Here is a 17006-nt window from a genome sequence, read left to right on the forward strand (position 1 = left end):
ACGGAGGGCCGCCGGCCCGCGGGCACGACGAACAGGGACCGCGAGGGCGGTCGGAAACGAAGGCAAAAACAGATGAGTGAGGCGAGTGTCGCCGTCCATGCCGACGCCAACCTGCTCGCGCAGGCGGTGGCGGCCCGGTTGGTGGTGAAGCTGCTCGACGCCCAGGCCGACCGCGGCCAGGCGTCGGTGGTGCTGACCGGCGGGCGGATCGCCGCGGCCGTGTACCGGGCGGTGGCCGCGCTGCCGGCCCGGGACGCGGTGGACTGGTCCCGGGTCGACGTGTGGTGGGGCGACGAACGCTTCCTGCCGGCCGGCGACCCGGATCGCAACGAGACGCAGGCCCGGGCGGCGCTGCTGGACGCGATGCCCCTGGACCCGGCCCGGGTGCACCCCATGCCGGCCTCCGACGGCCCGGCCGGCGCCGACCCGGAGGCCGCCGCCGCCGGGTACGCCGCCGAACTGGCCCGCGCCGCGCGGCCGGGCCACGCCACGCTCCCCCACTTCGACGTGCTGATGCTCGGCGTCGGCGAGGACGGGCACGTCGCCTCGGTGTTCCCGGAGCACCCGGTGCACCACGACAACCGGCCGGTCAGCGCCGTGCGGGGCAGCCCCAAGCCACCGCCGGTGCGCACCACCCTGACCCTGCCGACGATCAACACCGCCGACGAGGTCTGGCTGGTGGCCAGTGGCGCGGACAAGGCCCGGGCGGTGAGCATGGCGCTGGCCGGGGCGGGGCCGGTCCAACTGCCGGCCGCCGGGGCGCACGGCGTCAGCCGTACGCTCTGGCTGCTCGACCGGGCCGCGGCGGCGGACGTCCCGCCCCGCCTGCGCAGCCTCCGCTGAGGGGCGGAAACGACTGCGCGCGGCCCGTCAGATGACGGACCGCGCGCAGTCTGTACGACTCGACAGGCTCGCTGTCAGGCCCCGCTGGCGAGCTGGAGGCGCAACCACAGCCCCAGCCCCACGATGCAGGCGAACCAGACGATGCCCACCAGCACCGTGTAGCGGTCGAGGTTCTTCTCGGCCACCGAGGAACCGGCGAGGCTGGAGCTGACGCCACCACCGAACATGCTCGACAGCCCGCCGCCCTTGCCTCGGTGCAGCAGGATCAGCATGGTGAGCAGGACGCTCGTGATGATCAGCAACACGATCAACGTGTATGCGAACCAGATCGGCATGGCTGGGGTCAGTCCTCTCGTAGCGATCCTCGCCCGGGCAGGTCGGGCACGGCGGCACCGACCGGCGGACGGGCGGAGTCAAGGATAGCGAGCCGTCAGGCGCTGATGTGCTCCGGGAACCGGCAGATCTTGGCGAATTCCTCGGCGTCGAGGCTCGCGCCGCCCACCAGGGCCCCGTCCACGTCCGGCTGGGCCATGATCGCGCCGACGTTGGAGGACTTCACCGACCCGCCGTAGAGGATCCGGACCTGCTCCGCGGTGGCCTGGCCGAAGTTCTCGGCCAGCCGCTTACGGACCGCCCCGCACACCTCCTGGGCGTCCTCCGGAGTGGCCGTCTTGCCCGTCCCGATCGCCCAGACCGGCTCGTACGCCACGACCACCTTGGTCACCTGCTCAGCGGTGAGCCCCTGCAGCGCGGCGTCGAGCTGGTCGCAGCAGTGCGGCACGTGCCGCAGCTCCTCGCGGACCTCCAGGCCCTCGCCGACGCACAGGATCGGGGTGAGCCCGTTGGACAGCGCCGCCGCCACCTTGAGGTTGACCGTGGCGTCGTCCTCGTGGTGGTACGTCCGCCGCTCGGAGTGGCCGACCACCACGTACGTGCAGCCGAGCTTCGTCAGCATCGGCCCCGAGATGTCCCCGGTGAACGCCCCCGACTGGTACGGCGACAGGTCCTGCGCGCCGTAGCCGATGAGCAGCTTGTCGCCGTCCACCGCAGTCTGCACGGTACGCAGGTCGGTGTACGGCGGCAGCACCACGGTCTCGACCTCGGTGAGCTGCTTCTCGGTCAGGCTCGCGGCCAGCTTCTGCACCAGCAGGTTGGCCTCGAGGTGGTTGAGGTTCATCTTCCAGTTGCCGGCCATCAGCGGCCGGCGGGTGGTGGGGGCCGCCATCAGTCCTCCAGCGCCGCGATGCCGGGGAGGGGGTTGCCCTCCAGGTACTCCAGGGAGGCGCCGCCGCCGGTGGAGATGTGGTCGAACGACTTCTCGTCCAGCCCGAGCGCCCGCACCGCCGCGGCGGAGTCGCCGCCCCCGACGACGGTGAACGCCTTGGACTCGGCGATCGCCTGGGCGACGCCGCGGGTGCCGTCGGCGTACGGCGCCATCTCGAACACGCCCATCGGGCCGTTCCAGAAGATCGTCCGCGCGCCGGCGGCCTCCGTGAGGGCGGCGGCGAACCCGGCGACCGTCTCCGGGCCGATGTCGAGCCCGAGCCGGTGGCTGGGGATGCCGTCGACCCGGACCACGTCGTGCGCGGCGTCGGGCGAGAACGCGTCCGCCGCCACCACGTCGACCGGGAGCATGATCTTGCCCTCGGACCGCTCCAGCAGGTTGCGGCAGGTCTGCACCATCTCCTCCTCCAGCAGCGAGGTGCCCACCTCCAGGCCCTGGGCCTTGAGGAAGGTGAAGCACATCCCGCCGCCGATGAGCAGCCGGTCGACCTTCGGCAGCAGCGCCTCGATCACCCCGAGCTTGTCGGAGACCTTCGAGCCGCCGAGCACCACCACGTACGGCCGCTCCGGCTCCCCGGTCAGCCTGGACAGCACCTCCACCTCGCGCAGCACCAGCCGGCCGGCGAAGTGCGGCAGCCGGGCCGGCACGTCGTAGACGCTGGCGTGCTTGCGGTGCACCGCGCCGAACGCGTCGTCGACGTACGCCTCGCCGAGCGCGGCGAGCTGGTCGGCGAACGCGCCCCGCTCGGCGTCGTCCTTGCTGGTCTCCCCCTTGTTGAACCGCAGGTTCTCCAGCACGGCGACCTCGCCGTCGGCGAGCGCGTCCACCGCGGACCGGGCGGAGTCGCCGACCGTGTCCTCGGCGAACCGGACCTCGGCGCCGAGCAGCTCGCCGAGGCGGGCGGCGACGGGGCGGAGGCTGTACTGCGGGTTCGGCTCGCCCTTCGGGCGGCCCAGGTGCGAGAACACCACGACCCTGGCGCCCGCCCCGGTCAGGGCGGTCAACGTCGGCAGCACCGCCCGGATGCGTCCGTCGTCAGTGATGGCGCCGGTCTGCTTGTCGAGCGGGACGTTCAGGTCGGCGCGCACCAGCACGCGCCGACCCGACACCCCCTCGGCGAGCAGATCGTCGAGCGTCTTGATCGTCACAGAGCCGACCTTCCGCTCACGACTGCGGGGCTCGCAAGCTCACTCCTCGCGCTCACAGTGACTGCCCCACCAGCTTGACCAGGTCCACCAGGCGGTTCGAGTAGCCCCACTCGTTGTCGTACCAGCCGACGACCTTGACCTGGTTGCCGATCACCTTGGTCAGCGGCGCGTCGAAGATGCAGGACGCCGGGTCGGTCACGATGTCGGCGGAGACGATCGGGTCCTCGTTGTAGCTGAGGATGCCCTTGAGCGGGCCCTCGGACGCGGCCTTGAGCGCGGCGTTGACCTCGTCCACCGTGGTCTCCCGGCCGACCGTGACGGTCAGGTCGGTGGTCGAGCCGGTGGGGATCGGCACCCGCAGCGCGTACCCGTCGAGCTTGCCCTTGAGCTCCGGCAGCACCAGGCCGATCGCCTTCGCGGCGCCGGTGGAGGTCGGAACGATGTTCAGCGCGGCGGCCCGGGCCCGGCGCAGGTCCGAGTGCGGCGCGTCCTGCAGGTTCTGGTCCTGCGTGTACGCGTGGATGGTCGTCATCAGGCCCCGCTCGATGCCGAACGTGTCGTGCAGGACCTTCGCCATCGGGGCGAGGCAGTTGGTGGTGCAGGAGGCGTTCGAGATGATGGTGTGCTTGGCCGGGTCGTACTGGTCGTGGTTGACACCCATGACGACCGTGACGTCCTCGTTCTTCGCCGGCGCCGAGATGATGACCTTCTTGGCCCCGCCGTCGATGTGCGCCTTCGCCTTCGTGGCGTCGGTGAAGAAGCCGGTGGACTCGATGACCACGTCCACGCCGGCGTCGCCCCACGGCAGCTTCGCCGGGTCCCGCTCCGCGTACGCCTTGATGGTGTGGCCGCCCACAGTGATCTCGTCGTCGGTCGCCTTGACCTCGTGCGGGAGGCGGCCCAGGATGCTGTCGTACTTGACAAGGTGGGCGAGCGTCGCGTTGTCGGTCAGGTCGTTCACGGCCACGACCTCGATGTCCGCGCCGGACGCCAGCGTGGCCCGGAAGAAGTTGCGGCCGATGCGGCCGAAGCCGTTGATGCCAACCCGGATGGTCACAGGTCCCATCTCCTCGCGTTCTGATCCGCCGGCGTCCGCCCTGGGCCGGCGAGATGGTGTGCGCCGACCGTTGGAGCCGGCCGTTGACAGTTCAAGTCGGCCGCCCCGCCGCAGTCTGAGAGACCCTGACCGCCCGAGGCGGTGAGTACGGCGAGGAGTGCCAGTGCCGGCCCCCTTGCCGTACGCAGCGACCCTATCCGAGCGGGCGACACCGCGCCGCGCGGGGTGGTGATCCCGTCCACCGTCCTATCAGACCACGAGCATGTCGGGCGTGACGGCCGCTTCGGTATCCGGGATGCCCAGGTCCCGGGCCCGCTTGTCGGCCAGCGCCAGCAGCCGGCGGATCCGCCCGGCGATGGCGTCCTTGGTCAGCGGCGGGTCGGCGAGCGCGCCCAGCTCCTCCAGCGACGCCTGCCGGTGCTCCAGGCGCAGCCGCCCCGCGGAGGTCAGGTGGTGGGGGGCGTCGTCGGCCAGGATCTCCAGCGCGCGGGTGACCCGGGCGGCGGCGGCGACCGCCGCCCGCGCCGAGCGGCGCAGGTTGGCGTCGTCGAAGTTGGCCAGGCGGTTGGCCGTCGCCCGGACCTCACGGCGCACCCGGCGCTCCTCCCAGGCGAGGACGCTGGAGTGCGCGCCGATGCGGGTGAGCAGCGCGGCGATGGCGTCGCCGTCCTTGACCACCACCCGGTCGACGTTGCGCACCTCACGGTTCTTCGCGGTGATGCCGATCCGGCGGGCCGCGCCGACCAGGGCGAGCGCCGACTCCGGCCCCGGGCAGGTGATCTCCAGGGCGCTGGAGCGGCCCGGCTCGGTCAGCGAGCCGTGCGCCATGAACGCCCCCCGCCACGCCGACACGGCGCAGCAGACGTTCGCGGCCACCACGTGCGGCGGCAGGCCGCGCACCGGGCGGCCCCGCACGTCCAGCAGCCCGGTCTGCCGCGCGAGGGCCTCGCCGTCCTTGACCACCCGCACGATGAAGTGGCTGCCCTTGCGCAGCCCGCCCGAGGCCAGTACGTGGATCTCGCTCGAGTAGCCGTACACCTCGGCGACCTCCCGGCGCAGCCGCCGGGCCACCGCCCCGGTGTCGAGCTCGGCCTCGACCACCACCCGACCGGAGACGATGTGCAGCCCGCCGGCGAACCGCAGCAGCGCCGCCATCTCCGCCCGCCGGCAGCAGGGCTTGGGCACGTCCACCCGGCTCAGCTCGTCCTTGACCGCAGCCGTCATCGCCATTGTGCGCCCCCTCACGGACCGGTTCCGGCGTGTCGCCGGAGATTACGTACGTGTCTAACGATCGGCGCGCAGGACAGGCACCAGCGCGGCGCCCAGAGCGGCCGGATCGTGACGGGGTTCGCCGTCGGTGACGGCGACCGGGGCGAGGACCAGCCGGGCACCCAGCGATTCTGCCGCACGCTGGACCGGTCCGGGATCGCCCACCGCCTTGGAGTCGGCCAGCACCAGGTCGACCGTCAGCTCGGGCAGATAGTGCCGCAGGGTGTCCAGATGGTCGGCCAGGGACAGCCCTAGGGTCTCCTTCTCCGCCGCCAGGTTGAGCGTGACCAGCCGGCGGGCGGAGCTCGCGACGATCGCGGCGGCCAGCCCCGGCACCAGCAGGTGCGGCAGCACGCTGGTGTACCAGCTGCCCGGGCCGAAGATCAGCCAGTCCGCCTCGGCGGTCGCCGACACCGCCTCCGCGCAGGCGGCGGGCGCGGCCGGGGTCAGCCGCAGCGACTCCACCCGCCCCGTGGTCACCGCCACCTGGTGCTGCCCGCGCAGCGTGCGCACCTCCTCCGGGTACGCCGGATCGGCGCCCCGCACCCGGGCCTCGATGCCCACCGGCTGACGGGACATCGGCAGCACCCGGCCCACCGCGCCGAGCATCGCCCCGGCGTGCTCCAGCGCGGCCACCGGGTCGCCGAGCAGCTCGACCAGGCCGCAGAGCACCAGGTTGCCGACCGCGTGCCCGGCCAGCCCGTCGTCGCTGTCCGCGGGGTCGCCGGGCGTGCCGGCGAAGCGGTGCTGGAACAGCTTCGCGCTGCGCCGGGTGGCCGGGTGGTCGCCCGCGAGGGCCACCAGCGCCTGGCGCAGGTCGCCCGGCGGCAGGCCGCCCCGGCGGGCGCGCAGCCGGCCGCTGGAGCCCCCGTCGTCGCCGACGGTGACCACGGCGGTGATGTCCAGGTCGAGTTCGGGGGCGCACCGGCGCAGCGCCCGCAGGGACGCCGACAGCCCGTGTCCGCCGCCGAAGGCGACCACCCTCGTCGCGGTCACTCCCGCCCCAGGTCCCGGTGCTGGGCGTTGGCGGCGATGCCGGACTGGCGCAGCCGGCCGGCCAGTTCCTCGGCGATGGCGACGCTGCGGTGCTTGCCGCCGGTGCAGCCGACCGCCACGGTCAGGTAGCGCTTGCCCTCCCGCTCGAAGCCGACCGTGGTGGCGTTGACCAGGTCGGCGTACGCCCCGACGAACGCCTCCGCGCCCTCCTGGCCCAGCACGTACGAGCTGACGGCCTCCTCCCGGCCGGTGTGCTCCCGCAGCTCGGGCACCCAGTACGGATTCGGCAGGAACCGGGCGTCGAGGACGAAGTCCGCGTCGGGCGGCAGGCCGTACTTGAAGCCGAAGGAGAGCACGGTGATCCGCAGCCGGCGGGCGTCCTCGCCGCCGAACAGCTCCTCGATGCGGCGGCGCAGCTGGTTGACGTTCAGGTGGCTGGTGTCGATGATCACGTCGGCCTGGTCCCGGGCCTCCTCCAGCAGGCCCCGCTCGACGGCGATGCCGTCGGCGAGCCGGCCGTCGCCCTGCAACGGGTGCGAGCGCCGGACGCTCTCGAAGCGGCGGATCAGCACCTCGTCGTCGGCGTCGACGAAGACCACCCGGGGGGAGAAGCCGCGCTCCTTCAGCTCCCGGATCGCCCCGGCCAGGTCGGTGGAGAAGGCGCGCGAGCGCACGTCCAGCACCATCGCGGTACGCCGGGCGGCGCCGCCGGCCTTGACGGCCAGCTCGGCCATGTCGAGCATCAGCGCCTGGGGCAGGTTGTCCACCACGTAGTAGCCGACGTTCTCCAGCGCCCGGGCCACGGTGCTGCGACCGCCACCGGACAGCCCGGTCACCACCACCAGGGTGGTGTCCGGCTCCGCCGCCGCCGGCTGGCCGACGACCGCGTCGTGGTCGGTCCGCGCCTCGTTCACTGCCTACTCCCCCGGGCCGTACGCGGCGGCCGGTGCCCGGCCGCGCATGGGTCAGTCAGCGACTCTATCCCGCCCCGGCCGACCGGCCGCCTAGCCTGCCCATGACCGACTTCATGTCGCCGACATGGCGGCATCCCGGCAGCCCACACCCCGGGACCTCGCGCGGTCCCGACGGCCTCGACACCCCCGACGTCGGCGACGTGGGGGATCAAGCCCGCCCGTCGGGCCCCGCAGGATCCGACGCCGCCGGGGCCGGGGCCGGAGCCGGGGCCGGCGCCGGGGCGTCCGCGTCCGGGTTGAGCGCCGCCATGATCGCCTCGGCGGTGCGCCGGCCGACGCCCTGGACCTCCGTGATCTCCTCGACCGACGCCGCCGCGAGCCGCTTGAGCGAGCCGAAGTGCCGCAGCAGCGCCTTGCGCCGCACCTCCCCCAGCCCGGGGATGCTGTCCAGCGCCGAGGCGGTCATCCGCTTGGAACGACGCTGCCGGTGGAACGTGATGGCGAACCGGTGCGCCTCGTCGCGGACGCGTTGCAGCAGGTAGAGCGCCTCGGAGGTGCGCGGCAGGATGACCGGGAAGTCGTCGTCGGGCAGCCACACCTCCTCCAGCCTCTTGGCCAGCCCGCACAGCGCGACGTCGTCGACGCCCAGCTCGGCCAGCGCCTGGGCGGCCGCCGCGACCTGCGGCGGACCGCCGTCGACCACCACCAGCTGTGGCGGGTACGCGAACCTGCGCGGCCGCCCCGTCGTGGGGTCGAGGGCGCCGAACCGCGGCTCGTCAGACGTGGGCGGGGCGGCGTCCTCGCCGCCCGGCCGGTCCGGGTCGGCGGCGGTCTCCACGCCGACCTCGCCGGTCTCGGCGCGCACGTCGAGGTAGCGGGCGAAGCGCCGGCGCAGCACCTCGGACATGGCGGACAGGTCGTCGGTGGCGCCCCGGACGACGAACCGGCGGTACTCGCTCTTGCGGGGCAGGCCGTCCTCGAAGACCACCATGCTGGCCACGACGTCGGTGCCCTGGATCTGGGAGACGTCGAAGCACTCGATGCGCAGCGGCGAGGTGCGCATGCCCAGGGCCTCGGCGATCTCGTCGAGGGCCCGGCTGCGGGTGGTCAGGTCGCCGGCCCGCCTGAGCTTGTGCCGGGCCAGCGCGTCGCGCGCGTTGCGTTCCACCGTCTCCAGCAGCGCCCGCTTGTCGCCCCGCTGGGGCACCCGCAGGGACACCCGGCTGCCCCGGCGGCCCGACAGCCAGTCGGCGAGCGCGTCGACGTCGCCGGGCAGGGCGGGCACCAGCAGCTCGCGGGGCACGTCGGCCTCGCCCTGCTCGCCGCCGTACACCTGGGTGCAGAAGTGGTGCACCAGGTCGCCGGCGGTCAGGTCCTCGGTCTTCTCCACGACCCAGCCGCGCTGGCCGCGGACCCGGCCGTCGCGGACGTGGAACACCTGGACGGCCGCTTCGAGGGGGTCGTCGGCGAACGCGACGACGTCGGCGTCGGTGCCGTCGCCGAGCACCACGGTCTGCTTCTCCATGGCCCGGCGCAGCGCCGCGACGTCGTCGCGCAGCCGGGCGGCCCGCTCGAACTCCAACTGCTCGCTGGCCTCGGTCATCTCGCGTTCGAGCCGGCGGACCATGGTGTCGGTGCGCCCGGCCATGAAGTCGCAGAAGCCGTCGACGATCCTGCGGTGCTCGTCGGCGGTGACGCTGCCCACGCAGGGCGCGGAGCACTTGCCGATGTAGCCGAGCAGGCAGGGCCGACCGACCTGCCCGGCCCGCTTGAAGACCCCCGACGAGCAGGTCCGCGCGGGGAAGACCCGCAGCAGCAGGTCGAGCGTCTCGCGGATCGCCCAGGCGTGCGAGTACGGCCCGAAGTAGCGCACCCCCTTGCGCTTCGCGCCGCGCATCACCTGCAGCCGCGGGAACTCCTCGTCGAGGGTGACGGCCAGGTACGGGTACGACTTGTCGTCGCGGTAGCGGACGTTGAACTTCGGGTCGTACTGCTTGATCCAGGTGTATTCGAGCTGGAGGGCCTCGACCTCGGTGGCGACGGTGACCCAGTCGACCGACTCGGCGGTGGTCACCATCTGCTGGGTGCGCTGGTGCAGCCCCCACAGGTCGGCGAAGTAGGAGTTGAGCCGGCTGCGCAGGTTCTTCGCCTTGCCGACGTAGATCACCCGGCCGGTGCCGTCGCGGAACCGGTAGACCCCCGGGGACTCGGGGATGGTGCCGGGCGCGGGACGGTACGTCGAGGGGTCAGCCACACTGCGAGACTAGCCGCCGCGCCCGACAGTCCGACCGCGCCGATCCGCCGGTCCCGGCCGGCGCGGCGCCCGCGCCGGCCGGGACCGGGTCACGCCAGGGTGATCTGGTCGCCGTCGACGCGGATCTCCTTGGGTGGCAGCGGCTTGGTCGCCGGGCCGCCCTTCACCGAGCCGTCGGCGATCGAGAACCTGCTGTTGTGGCAGGTGCAGTTGATGGTGCCGCCGTCGACGTTCGAGACGGGGCAGCCCTGGTGGGTGCAGATCGAGTCGAAGCCCTTGAACTGGCCGGCCGCGGGCTGGGTGACCACCACGCCCTTGCTGGCGTAGATCACGCCGCCGCCCACCGGGATGTCGGTGGTGTGGGCGAGCGCGCCGGTCGAGGCCCCGCCGGAGGCCGTGGCCTGCGGGCCGCCGCTGCTCGGGGCGGCGCCGCCGTCGCTGTCCCCGTCGTCGCCGCAGGCCGACAGGACGACCGCCGCGCCCACCGCCCCGGCCCCGGCGAGCAGCGCCCGCCGCGTCCGCGTGCCCGGCCCGGTCTGCGCCTGCTCGTCACTCATCTGTGCCCCTCTCGTCAGTCGGCCGCGCTCGTACGGCCAACCGTGATGCACGCAACACTGTGCCCGACGGTTCACCACCGCCCATGCGGACACCCCGGCCCTTTGCCGATGATTGAGCGTGTCCAGACCTCGTGGATCAAGGGCATCGCTCAAATTTCATCGCGACGCCTGACATCAATGCTCAACTCCGCGCGACCATCGCGAACCTCACCGCCACCCCGGCCATGGCAATCTTGGACACGATTCGCGAGGCGTTCGCCGATATTGGCGCCGTCCAGGCCGGTCAAGCCCGGGTCACCTTTCTGGCGTCGACACTCGCCATGGAATCAGCAGTCGACCGATCTGCGGTTCTCACGGAAGGTGAACTGTCGCAACACGACGATCCGCAGATAGCCAATCGATCCAGACTTGATCCTCAGCAGGCCATGATGGTCCGGGATTAGCCTTCGTGACGTATCTTTCCACGGCGCTTACACTCCACGGGGTCGAACGTCGCCACCCAAAGCCCCGGTGGCAATTTTGATCTATATCGGCCCCTTACTGAAAGTCCAGGCGATCGCCCTTGCCATTGGAGTGCCAGGGTTCCTCGCGCTCCTCATCTCGTCGAGCAGGGGCGAAGGGAAGGACTGACGCGCGGCCAACCCTCAGCTAATGACCGAGCGCCTTCTCGATACGTTGGGGCAGCAGAGCTGCACTCAAGGCCGCGAATCGGTGCTTGCCATCGAACTGGCTCTATTCTACCCTCTTCCCAGAGGGCGTTCGCCGCAATCGAGGCACCACGTTTCGTGATGCACTCCCGAAACCACTTGGAAGTAACATGACTACTTCTCCCAGCCTTCTGGACACATCCCACGGCGCCACTCCACCGGTCGCGCCACACCGACTGCCGGGGGTCGGCCATCTTCCCGCGCTGCTGCGCTCCCCGCTCGACTTCATGGCCTCGTTGCTACCCCTGGGCGATGTGGTGACCATCTATCTTGGCCGGCGCCCGGTGCATGTGGTCAACTCGCTCGACCTGGTCGACGATATCCTGGTGGCGCGGGTCGAGAACTTCACCCGGGGCATTATCTTCGACAAGGCCGCCAAGGTGCTCGGCCAGGGCCTGGTGGTGGCCGAGGGGGACCTGCACCACAGGCAGCGGCGCCTGGTGCAGCCGGCGCTGCACCGTCGGCGCATCGCGCAGTACACCGACGCCATGGTGGCAGAGGCCGAGGTCAAGACCGGCGCGTGGGTCCCGGGCACCGCGTTCGACATGAACCGGCAGATGCACAGCCTGGGCCTGGACATGTTCACCCGCGCGCTGTTCAGCAGCGAACTCGCCGATACGGCGGCCAGCCAGGTCAAGGAAGCGACCTGGGCCTTCATGGCCGGAATCGTCGCCCAGTCGCTGTATCCGGCGACGTGGTTCGAGAAACTCCCGTTCCCGGTCAACCGCCGGTTCAACCGAGCCAGGTCCCAGATGACCGCCGCCGTCGATGACATCGTCTCCCGATACGAGGCCAGGAAGGGGGACGGAGGCGACCGGATGACCATTCTCGACATGGTCATGGACGTCCAGGACCAGATGGGGCCGGAGCAACTGCGCGACGAGGTCGTCAACCTGGTGGTGTCGGGGGCCGAAGCACCCGGCACGACGCTCTCGTGGCTCTTCCACGAGCTCGACCAGTGCCCCGAGGTGGAGCGCCGTGTCTACGAGGAGGTGTGCGATAAGATCGGCGACGCGCCACTCACCTTCGAGAACCTGAACACACTGGAATACACATGGAGCGTGGTCAAGGAGACGATCCGCCTGCACACGCCCACCTGGCTGCTCACCCGCCGCGCGGTCCAGGCCGCCGACCTCGGCGGCTACCGCATCGAGGCGGGCGCGGACATCGCATTCAGCCTCACCACCCTGCACCGCGACTCCAAGCACTTCGACCATGGCATGCGCTTCGACCCGGCGCGCTGGCTCGATGGGCGCACCGCGGACCTGCCCCGCGCCGCCTTCATGCCGTTCGCCACCGGCAAGCACGGGTGCCTCGGCGAGCACTTCGCCCAGCACGTGATCCTGATCGCCGCCGTTACGATCATCCGGCGGTGGCGCATGGAGCGCGCCCCCGGGTGCCGGGTGCGGGAAGTGCCGGTGGCGCTGGTGCAGGCCGACGGACTGTCCATGCTGCCGATCCCGCGCTGAGCCCGACGCGGGACAGGGAAGGACATCAATGCCACAGGGCGTTGCCACGTATATCCCGTTCGCCACCCGGATCAGTTCATGGGTCGGGCCCGCCGCGACGCGCCACCTGGCCTGGCCGCGCTCCTACGGCCTGCTGCCCGACGAGGCGGCGGAACTGCGGCACCTGCAGGGCCGCTACCCGGAGCTCGCGGGACGCTTCCACCCGGCGGCCACCGGGGCCGACCTCGACCTTGCCGTCGACCAGATGAGCTGGTTCTTCCTGTTCGACGACCAGTTCGACGGGACCTGGGGCCGCAACCCGCAGCGGGCTACACAGCTGATCGACGCCGTCCTCGGCGAGCTGCGGGACCCGCGGGAGCCCGGTGCCGTACACCCGATGCCGCTCGTGCGTGCGTTCGCCGACCTGTGGAAGCGCAGCCGTGAGGGCATGTCGGCGGCCTGGTGCGCCCGTGCGGCCGCCAACTGGCGCGCCTATCTGTCAGGACATGCGACCGAGGCGGAGCACCGCGCCCGCGCCTCGGGCCCCACCCGGGCAGAACACCTCGCGGTGCGAAGCCACACCGCGGGCGTCCAACCCATTCTCGACCTCGCCGAACGTATCGGGCACTATGAGGTGCCGACCAGGGTCTACGACAGCGACGCCATGGCCGCGATGCGCCTGATCGCCGCTGAGGTCGTCGTGCTCGACAACGAAATCGTCTCCGTGGAGAAGGAGGAGGCAGTCGGCGACCACAACCTCGTGTTACTGGAGCAGCAGGACGGCCGCACCCGGGGCGAGGCGATCGATACGGTGTGCGCCATGATCCGCACCCGCATCGAGCGCTTCCTCCGCCTCGAAGCGGCGCTGCCCGAGCTCGCCGAGCACCTCGCCCTCGACCCGGTCGAGCGCCACGCGGTCGACCGGTTCCGCACGGACGCCCTGCACACCGTCATGCGCGGAGCCCACGACTGGCAGCAGCACTCCCTCCGCTACGCCGTGGAACCCGCGGACCCGGCCAGGGACGCGGCGGCGAGTCCGCGGGCCAATTGAGCGTGTCCAGACCTCGTTCTCCCTGGTAGGTGGTGGTTGACAAGGCGATGATCGCGGCTCGACCCGAGGTCGGCAGGGTGATCACTTCGGGGTCCACGGGGACGATCATCGGGGGTTGGTCCAGATCACGGAACGGTGTCGACACGGCTGGTGCCGAACGGGTCGCGTCGGTGAAGATCGTCCCCACCACCCAGAAGACAACCATCTGGCTGGCCTCTGGTTGAGCGGCGCCGGTCGTCCTGTCGACCGGCACCCACCAGCGACAACGAAGTTCGGACAAGCTCATTGGCGGAGAAAGGGGCGAGGGGCGGGACGGCGCCGCCCCCTCGCCCGACCGTCGACTCAACGCGTGCCCGCGGGCACCTTCCGGGCGGCCCGGGAGCGGGTGCCGCCGCCGTTGGCCTTCGCGGCCCGGCCGGTGGCCGCGGCGGCGCCCCTGGCTTCGCCGTCGAGCTTGAGCACCTGGCGCAGGAACCGGCCGGTGTGGCTCTCCGGCACCTCCGCGACCTCCTCCGGGGTGCCCGTGGCCAGCACGGTGCCGCCCCGGTGGCCGCCCTCCGGCCCCATGTCGATCAGCCAGTCGGCCGTCTTGATCACGTCGAGGTTGTGCTCGATGGTGATCACCGTGTTGCCCTTGTCGACCAGGCCCTCCAGCACCATCAGCAGCTTGCGGATGTCCTCGAAGTGCAGGCCGGTGGTCGGCTCGTCGAGCACGTACACCGTCCGCCCCGTGGACCGCTTCTGCAGCTCGGAGGCCAGCTTGACCCGCTGGGCCTCGCCGCCGGAGAGCGTCGGCGCGGGCTGGCCGAGCCGGACGTAGCCGAGGCCGACGTCGACCAGCGTCTTGAGGTGCCGGTGGATGGCCGGGATGGCGGAGAAGAACTCCGCCGCCTCCTCGATCGGCATCTCCAGCACGTCGGAGACGGTCTTGCCCTTGTAGTGCACCTCCAGGGTCTCCCGGTTGTACCGGGCGCCCTTGCACACCTCGCACGGGACGTACACGTCGGGCAGGAAGTTCATCTCGATCTTGATGGTGCCGTCGCCGGAGCACGCCTCGCACCGGCCGCCCTTGACGTTGAACGAGAACCGGCCCGGCCCGTACCCCCGGACCTTGGCCTCCGTCGTCTCGGCGAACAGCTTGCGGACGTGGTCCCAGACGCCCGTGTACGTGGCCGGGTTCGACCTGGGCGTACGGCCGATCGGCGACTGGTCGACGCCGACGACCTTGTCCACGTGCTCCAGCCCGGTGATCCGGGTGTGCCGGCCCGGCACGTGCCGGGCGCCGTTGATCTGGTTGGCCAGCACCGCGTGCAGGATGTCGTTGACCAGGGTCGACTTGCCCGAGCCGCTGACCCCGGTGACGGCGATGAGCTGGCCGAGCGGGAACGACACGGTCAGGTTGCGCAGGTTGTGCTCGCGCGCCCCGTGCACCACCAGTTCCCGGCCCGGGGTCTGCGGCCGGCGCTGCTTCGGCGTGGGGATCTGCCTGCGCCCCGACAGGTACGCCCCGGTCACCGACTCGGCGTTGTCCAGCAGGGCGGGCACCGAGCCGGAGTGCACGATCCGGCCGCCGTGCTCGCCCGCGCCGGGGCCGATGTCGACGATCCAGTCGGCGGTGCGGATGGTGTCCTCGTCGTGCTCCACCACGATCAGGGTGTTGCCGAGGCCGCGCAGCCGGACCAGGGTCTCGATGAGGCGGTGGTTGTCCCGCTGGTGCAGGCCGATCGACGGTTCGTCGAGCACGTAGAGCACCCCGACCAGGCCGGAGCCGATCTGGGTGGCCAGCCGGATGCGCTGGGCCTCGCCGCCGGACAGCGTGCCGGCCGGGCGGTCCAGGGAGAGGTAGTCCAGGCCGACGTCGAGCAGGAACCGCAGCCGGGCGTTGATCTCCTTGAGCACCCGCTCGGCGATCAGCTTCTGCCGGTCGGTCAGCTCGATGCCGGCGAGCAGGTCGGCGCACTCCCCGACCGACAGGTTGCACACCTCGGCGATGCTCTTGCCGGCCAGGGTGACCGCGAGGACCTCGGGCTTGAGCCGGGCGCCGCCGCAGGCCGCGCAGGGCACGTCCCGCATGTAGCCCTCGTACTTCTCCCGGGACCACTCGCTCTCGGTGTCGGAGTGCCGGCGCTCGATCCACTGCACCACGCCCTCGAAGCCGGTGTAGTAGGACCGCTCGCGGCCGTACTTGTTGCGGTAGCGCACGTGCACCTGGTCGTCGGAGCCGTGCAGGATCGTCTTCTGCGCCCGCGACGGCAGCGCCCGCCAGGGCGTGTCGACGTCGAAGTGCTCCGCCTCGCCCAGGGCCTCCAGCAGGCGCAGGAAGTACTCCAGGTTGTGCCCGGTGGACCAGGGCTGGATCGCGCCGTCGCGCAGGGTGCGCTCCGGGTCGGGGACGACCAGCTCCGGGTCGACCTCCTTCTTGGTGCCGAGGCCGGTGCACTCGGGGCAGGCGCCGTACGGGGCGTTGAAGGAGAAGACCCGGGGCTCCAGGTCCTCGATGGCGAGGGGGTGGTCGTTGGGGCAGGCCAGGTGCTCGGAGTAGCGCCGCTCCCGATCCGGGTCGTCCTCGGCCAGGTCGACGAAGTCGAGCAGGACCAGCCCGCCGGACAGCCCGAGCGCGGCCTCGACCGAGTCGGTCAGCCGCTGCTTGGCGCTCGCCTTGACGGTGAGCCGGTCGATCACCACCTCGATGGTGTGCTTCTCCTGCTTCTTGAGCTTCGGCGGCTCGGTCAGCGGGTGCACCACGCCGTCGACCCGGGCGCGGGCGTACCCCTTGGCCTGCAGCTCGGCGAACAGGTCCACGTACTCGCCCTTGCGGCCGCGCACGACCGGGGCGAGCACCATGAACCGGGTGCCCTCCGCCATGGCGAGGACCCGGTCGACGATCTGCTGCGGGGTCTGCCTGGAGATCCGCTCGCCGCAGACCGGGCAGTGCGGCTCGCCGACGCGGGCGAAGAGCAGCCGCAGGTAGTCGTAGACCTCGGTGATGGTGCCGACGGTGGAGCGGGGGTTGCGCGAGGTCGACTTCTGGTCGATGGAGACGGCCGGGCTGAGCCCCTCGATGAAGTCGACGTCCGGCTTGTCCATCTGGCCGAGGAACTGCCGGGCGTACGACGACAGCGACTCCACGTACCGGCGCTGCCCCTCGGCGAAGATCGTGTCGAAGGCCAGACTCGACTTGCCGGAGCCGGAGAGCCCGGTGAAGACGATCAGGGCGTCCCGGGGCAGGTCGAGACTGACGTCACGCAGATTGTGCTCGCGCGCGCCACGGATGATCAGTCGGTCGGCCACTGTCCGTGTACTCCCGGTGAGGAAGAGGAGGAGGATCTGTCCGCTCCGGGGAGGTCCGGACGATTCCGGGACGACCCGAAGCGGTTGTGCGGACGCAGAAGAAGCGCCTCGGCAACTCTAGCCCCGAGGTACGACAACTTTCCGCGCCCGCACATTCCCCCAGCTCACACCGGACGCGCCGGACCC

The 17006-nt window shown here is 71.6% G+C and carries 14 protein-coding genes; 4 read left to right on the forward strand and 10 right to left on the reverse strand.

All coding sequences use genetic code 11. From position 1 onward, the window contains the following. The first annotated feature begins 72 nt into the window (after nucleotides 1-72). Nucleotides 73-843 (forward strand): 6-phosphogluconolactonase, encoded by a 771-nt coding sequence (gene pgl, locus ABGB16_RS13855; RefSeq protein WP_347668428.1) that lies wholly within the window; start codon nucleotides 73-75, stop codon nucleotides 841-843. 74 nt (nucleotides 844-917) lie between these two features. Here the strand turns inward: pgl and secG are convergent, their stop codons facing one another. The 9 genes from secG to ABGB16_RS13900 form a co-directional block, all read right to left on the reverse strand. Then, a complete protein-coding gene (secG, locus tag ABGB16_RS13860; protein WP_347668429.1) occupies nucleotides 918-1178 on the reverse strand; it encodes a preprotein translocase subunit SecG in 261 nt (86 codons plus the stop codon). 95 nt (nucleotides 1179-1273) lie between these two features. After that, a complete protein-coding gene (gene tpiA / locus ABGB16_RS13865) occupies nucleotides 1274-2068 on the reverse strand; it encodes a triose-phosphate isomerase (RefSeq protein WP_347668430.1) in 795 nt (264 codons plus the stop codon). Next, on the reverse strand, nucleotides 2068-3276 hold the full coding sequence (locus ABGB16_RS13870; RefSeq protein WP_347668431.1) for a phosphoglycerate kinase: 1209 nt from the start codon (nucleotides 3274-3276) through the stop codon (nucleotides 2068-2070). The genes tpiA and ABGB16_RS13870 overlap by 1 nt, the downstream gene beginning before the upstream one ends. 52 nt (nucleotides 3277-3328) lie before the next feature. Then, complete coding sequence (gap, locus tag ABGB16_RS13875) at nucleotides 3329-4333, reverse strand: type I glyceraldehyde-3-phosphate dehydrogenase (protein ID WP_347668432.1); 1005 nt, start codon at nucleotides 4331-4333, stop codon at nucleotides 3329-3331. Between the two features lie 249 nt (nucleotides 4334-4582). Continuing rightward, entirely contained in the window at nucleotides 4583-5563 is a 981-nt protein-coding gene (gene whiA, locus ABGB16_RS13880) for a DNA-binding protein WhiA (RefSeq protein WP_347668433.1), read from the reverse strand. A 54-nt stretch (nucleotides 5564-5617) separates the two neighbouring features. Then, nucleotides 5618-6598 carry a uridine diphosphate-N-acetylglucosamine-binding protein YvcK gene (gene yvcK / locus ABGB16_RS13885; RefSeq protein WP_347668434.1) on the reverse strand — a complete coding sequence of 327 codons (981 nt, stop codon included), beginning with the start codon at nucleotides 6596-6598 and terminating at the stop codon, nucleotides 5618-5620. After that, nucleotides 6595-7512 (reverse strand): RNase adapter RapZ, encoded by a 918-nt coding sequence (gene rapZ, locus ABGB16_RS13890; protein WP_347668435.1) that lies wholly within the window; start codon nucleotides 7510-7512, stop codon nucleotides 6595-6597. The genes yvcK and rapZ overlap by 4 nt, the downstream gene beginning before the upstream one ends. Before the next feature lie 208 nt (nucleotides 7513-7720). After that, complete coding sequence (uvrC, locus tag ABGB16_RS13895; RefSeq protein ID WP_347668436.1) at nucleotides 7721-9766, reverse strand: excinuclease ABC subunit UvrC; 2046 nt, start codon at nucleotides 9764-9766, stop codon at nucleotides 7721-7723. Nucleotides 9767-9855: 89 nt separating this feature from the next. After that, a complete protein-coding gene (locus tag ABGB16_RS13900; protein ID WP_347668437.1) occupies nucleotides 9856-10323 on the reverse strand; it encodes a Rieske (2Fe-2S) protein in 468 nt (155 codons plus the stop codon). Nucleotides 10324-10454: 131 nt separating this feature from the next. Here ABGB16_RS13900 and ABGB16_RS13905 point away from each other — a divergent pair, with 131 nt between their 5' ends. The 3 genes from ABGB16_RS13905 to ABGB16_RS13915 all read left to right on the forward strand — a co-directional run bounded on the left by ABGB16_RS13905 (nucleotide 10455) and on the right by ABGB16_RS13915 (nucleotide 13529). After that, nucleotides 10455-10766, forward strand: a complete 312-nt coding sequence (locus ABGB16_RS13905) for a hypothetical protein (protein WP_347668438.1) — start codon at nucleotides 10455-10457, stop codon at nucleotides 10764-10766. 374 nt (nucleotides 10767-11140) lie between these two features. Continuing rightward, the gene (locus ABGB16_RS13910) at nucleotides 11141-12499 is read left to right on the forward strand and encodes a cytochrome P450 (protein WP_347668439.1); all 1359 of its coding nucleotides are present in this window, start codon (nucleotides 11141-11143) and stop codon (nucleotides 12497-12499) included. Nucleotides 12500-12527: 28 nt separating this feature from the next. Next, on the forward strand, nucleotides 12528-13529 hold the full coding sequence (locus ABGB16_RS13915) for a hypothetical protein (RefSeq protein WP_347668440.1): 1002 nt from the start codon (nucleotides 12528-12530) through the stop codon (nucleotides 13527-13529). A 342-nt stretch (nucleotides 13530-13871) separates the two neighbouring features. On the opposite strand, the gene uvrA is transcribed toward ABGB16_RS13915, so the two are convergent. Further along, nucleotides 13872-16820 (reverse strand): excinuclease ABC subunit UvrA, encoded by a 2949-nt coding sequence (uvrA, locus tag ABGB16_RS13920; protein WP_347668441.1) that lies wholly within the window; start codon nucleotides 16818-16820, stop codon nucleotides 13872-13874. Between the last annotated feature and the right edge of the window lie 186 nt (nucleotides 16821-17006).

This window comes from Micromonospora sp. B11E3 (genome assembly GCF_039871625.1).
Taxonomy (GTDB): domain Bacteria; phylum Actinomycetota; class Actinomycetes; order Mycobacteriales; family Micromonosporaceae; genus Micromonospora.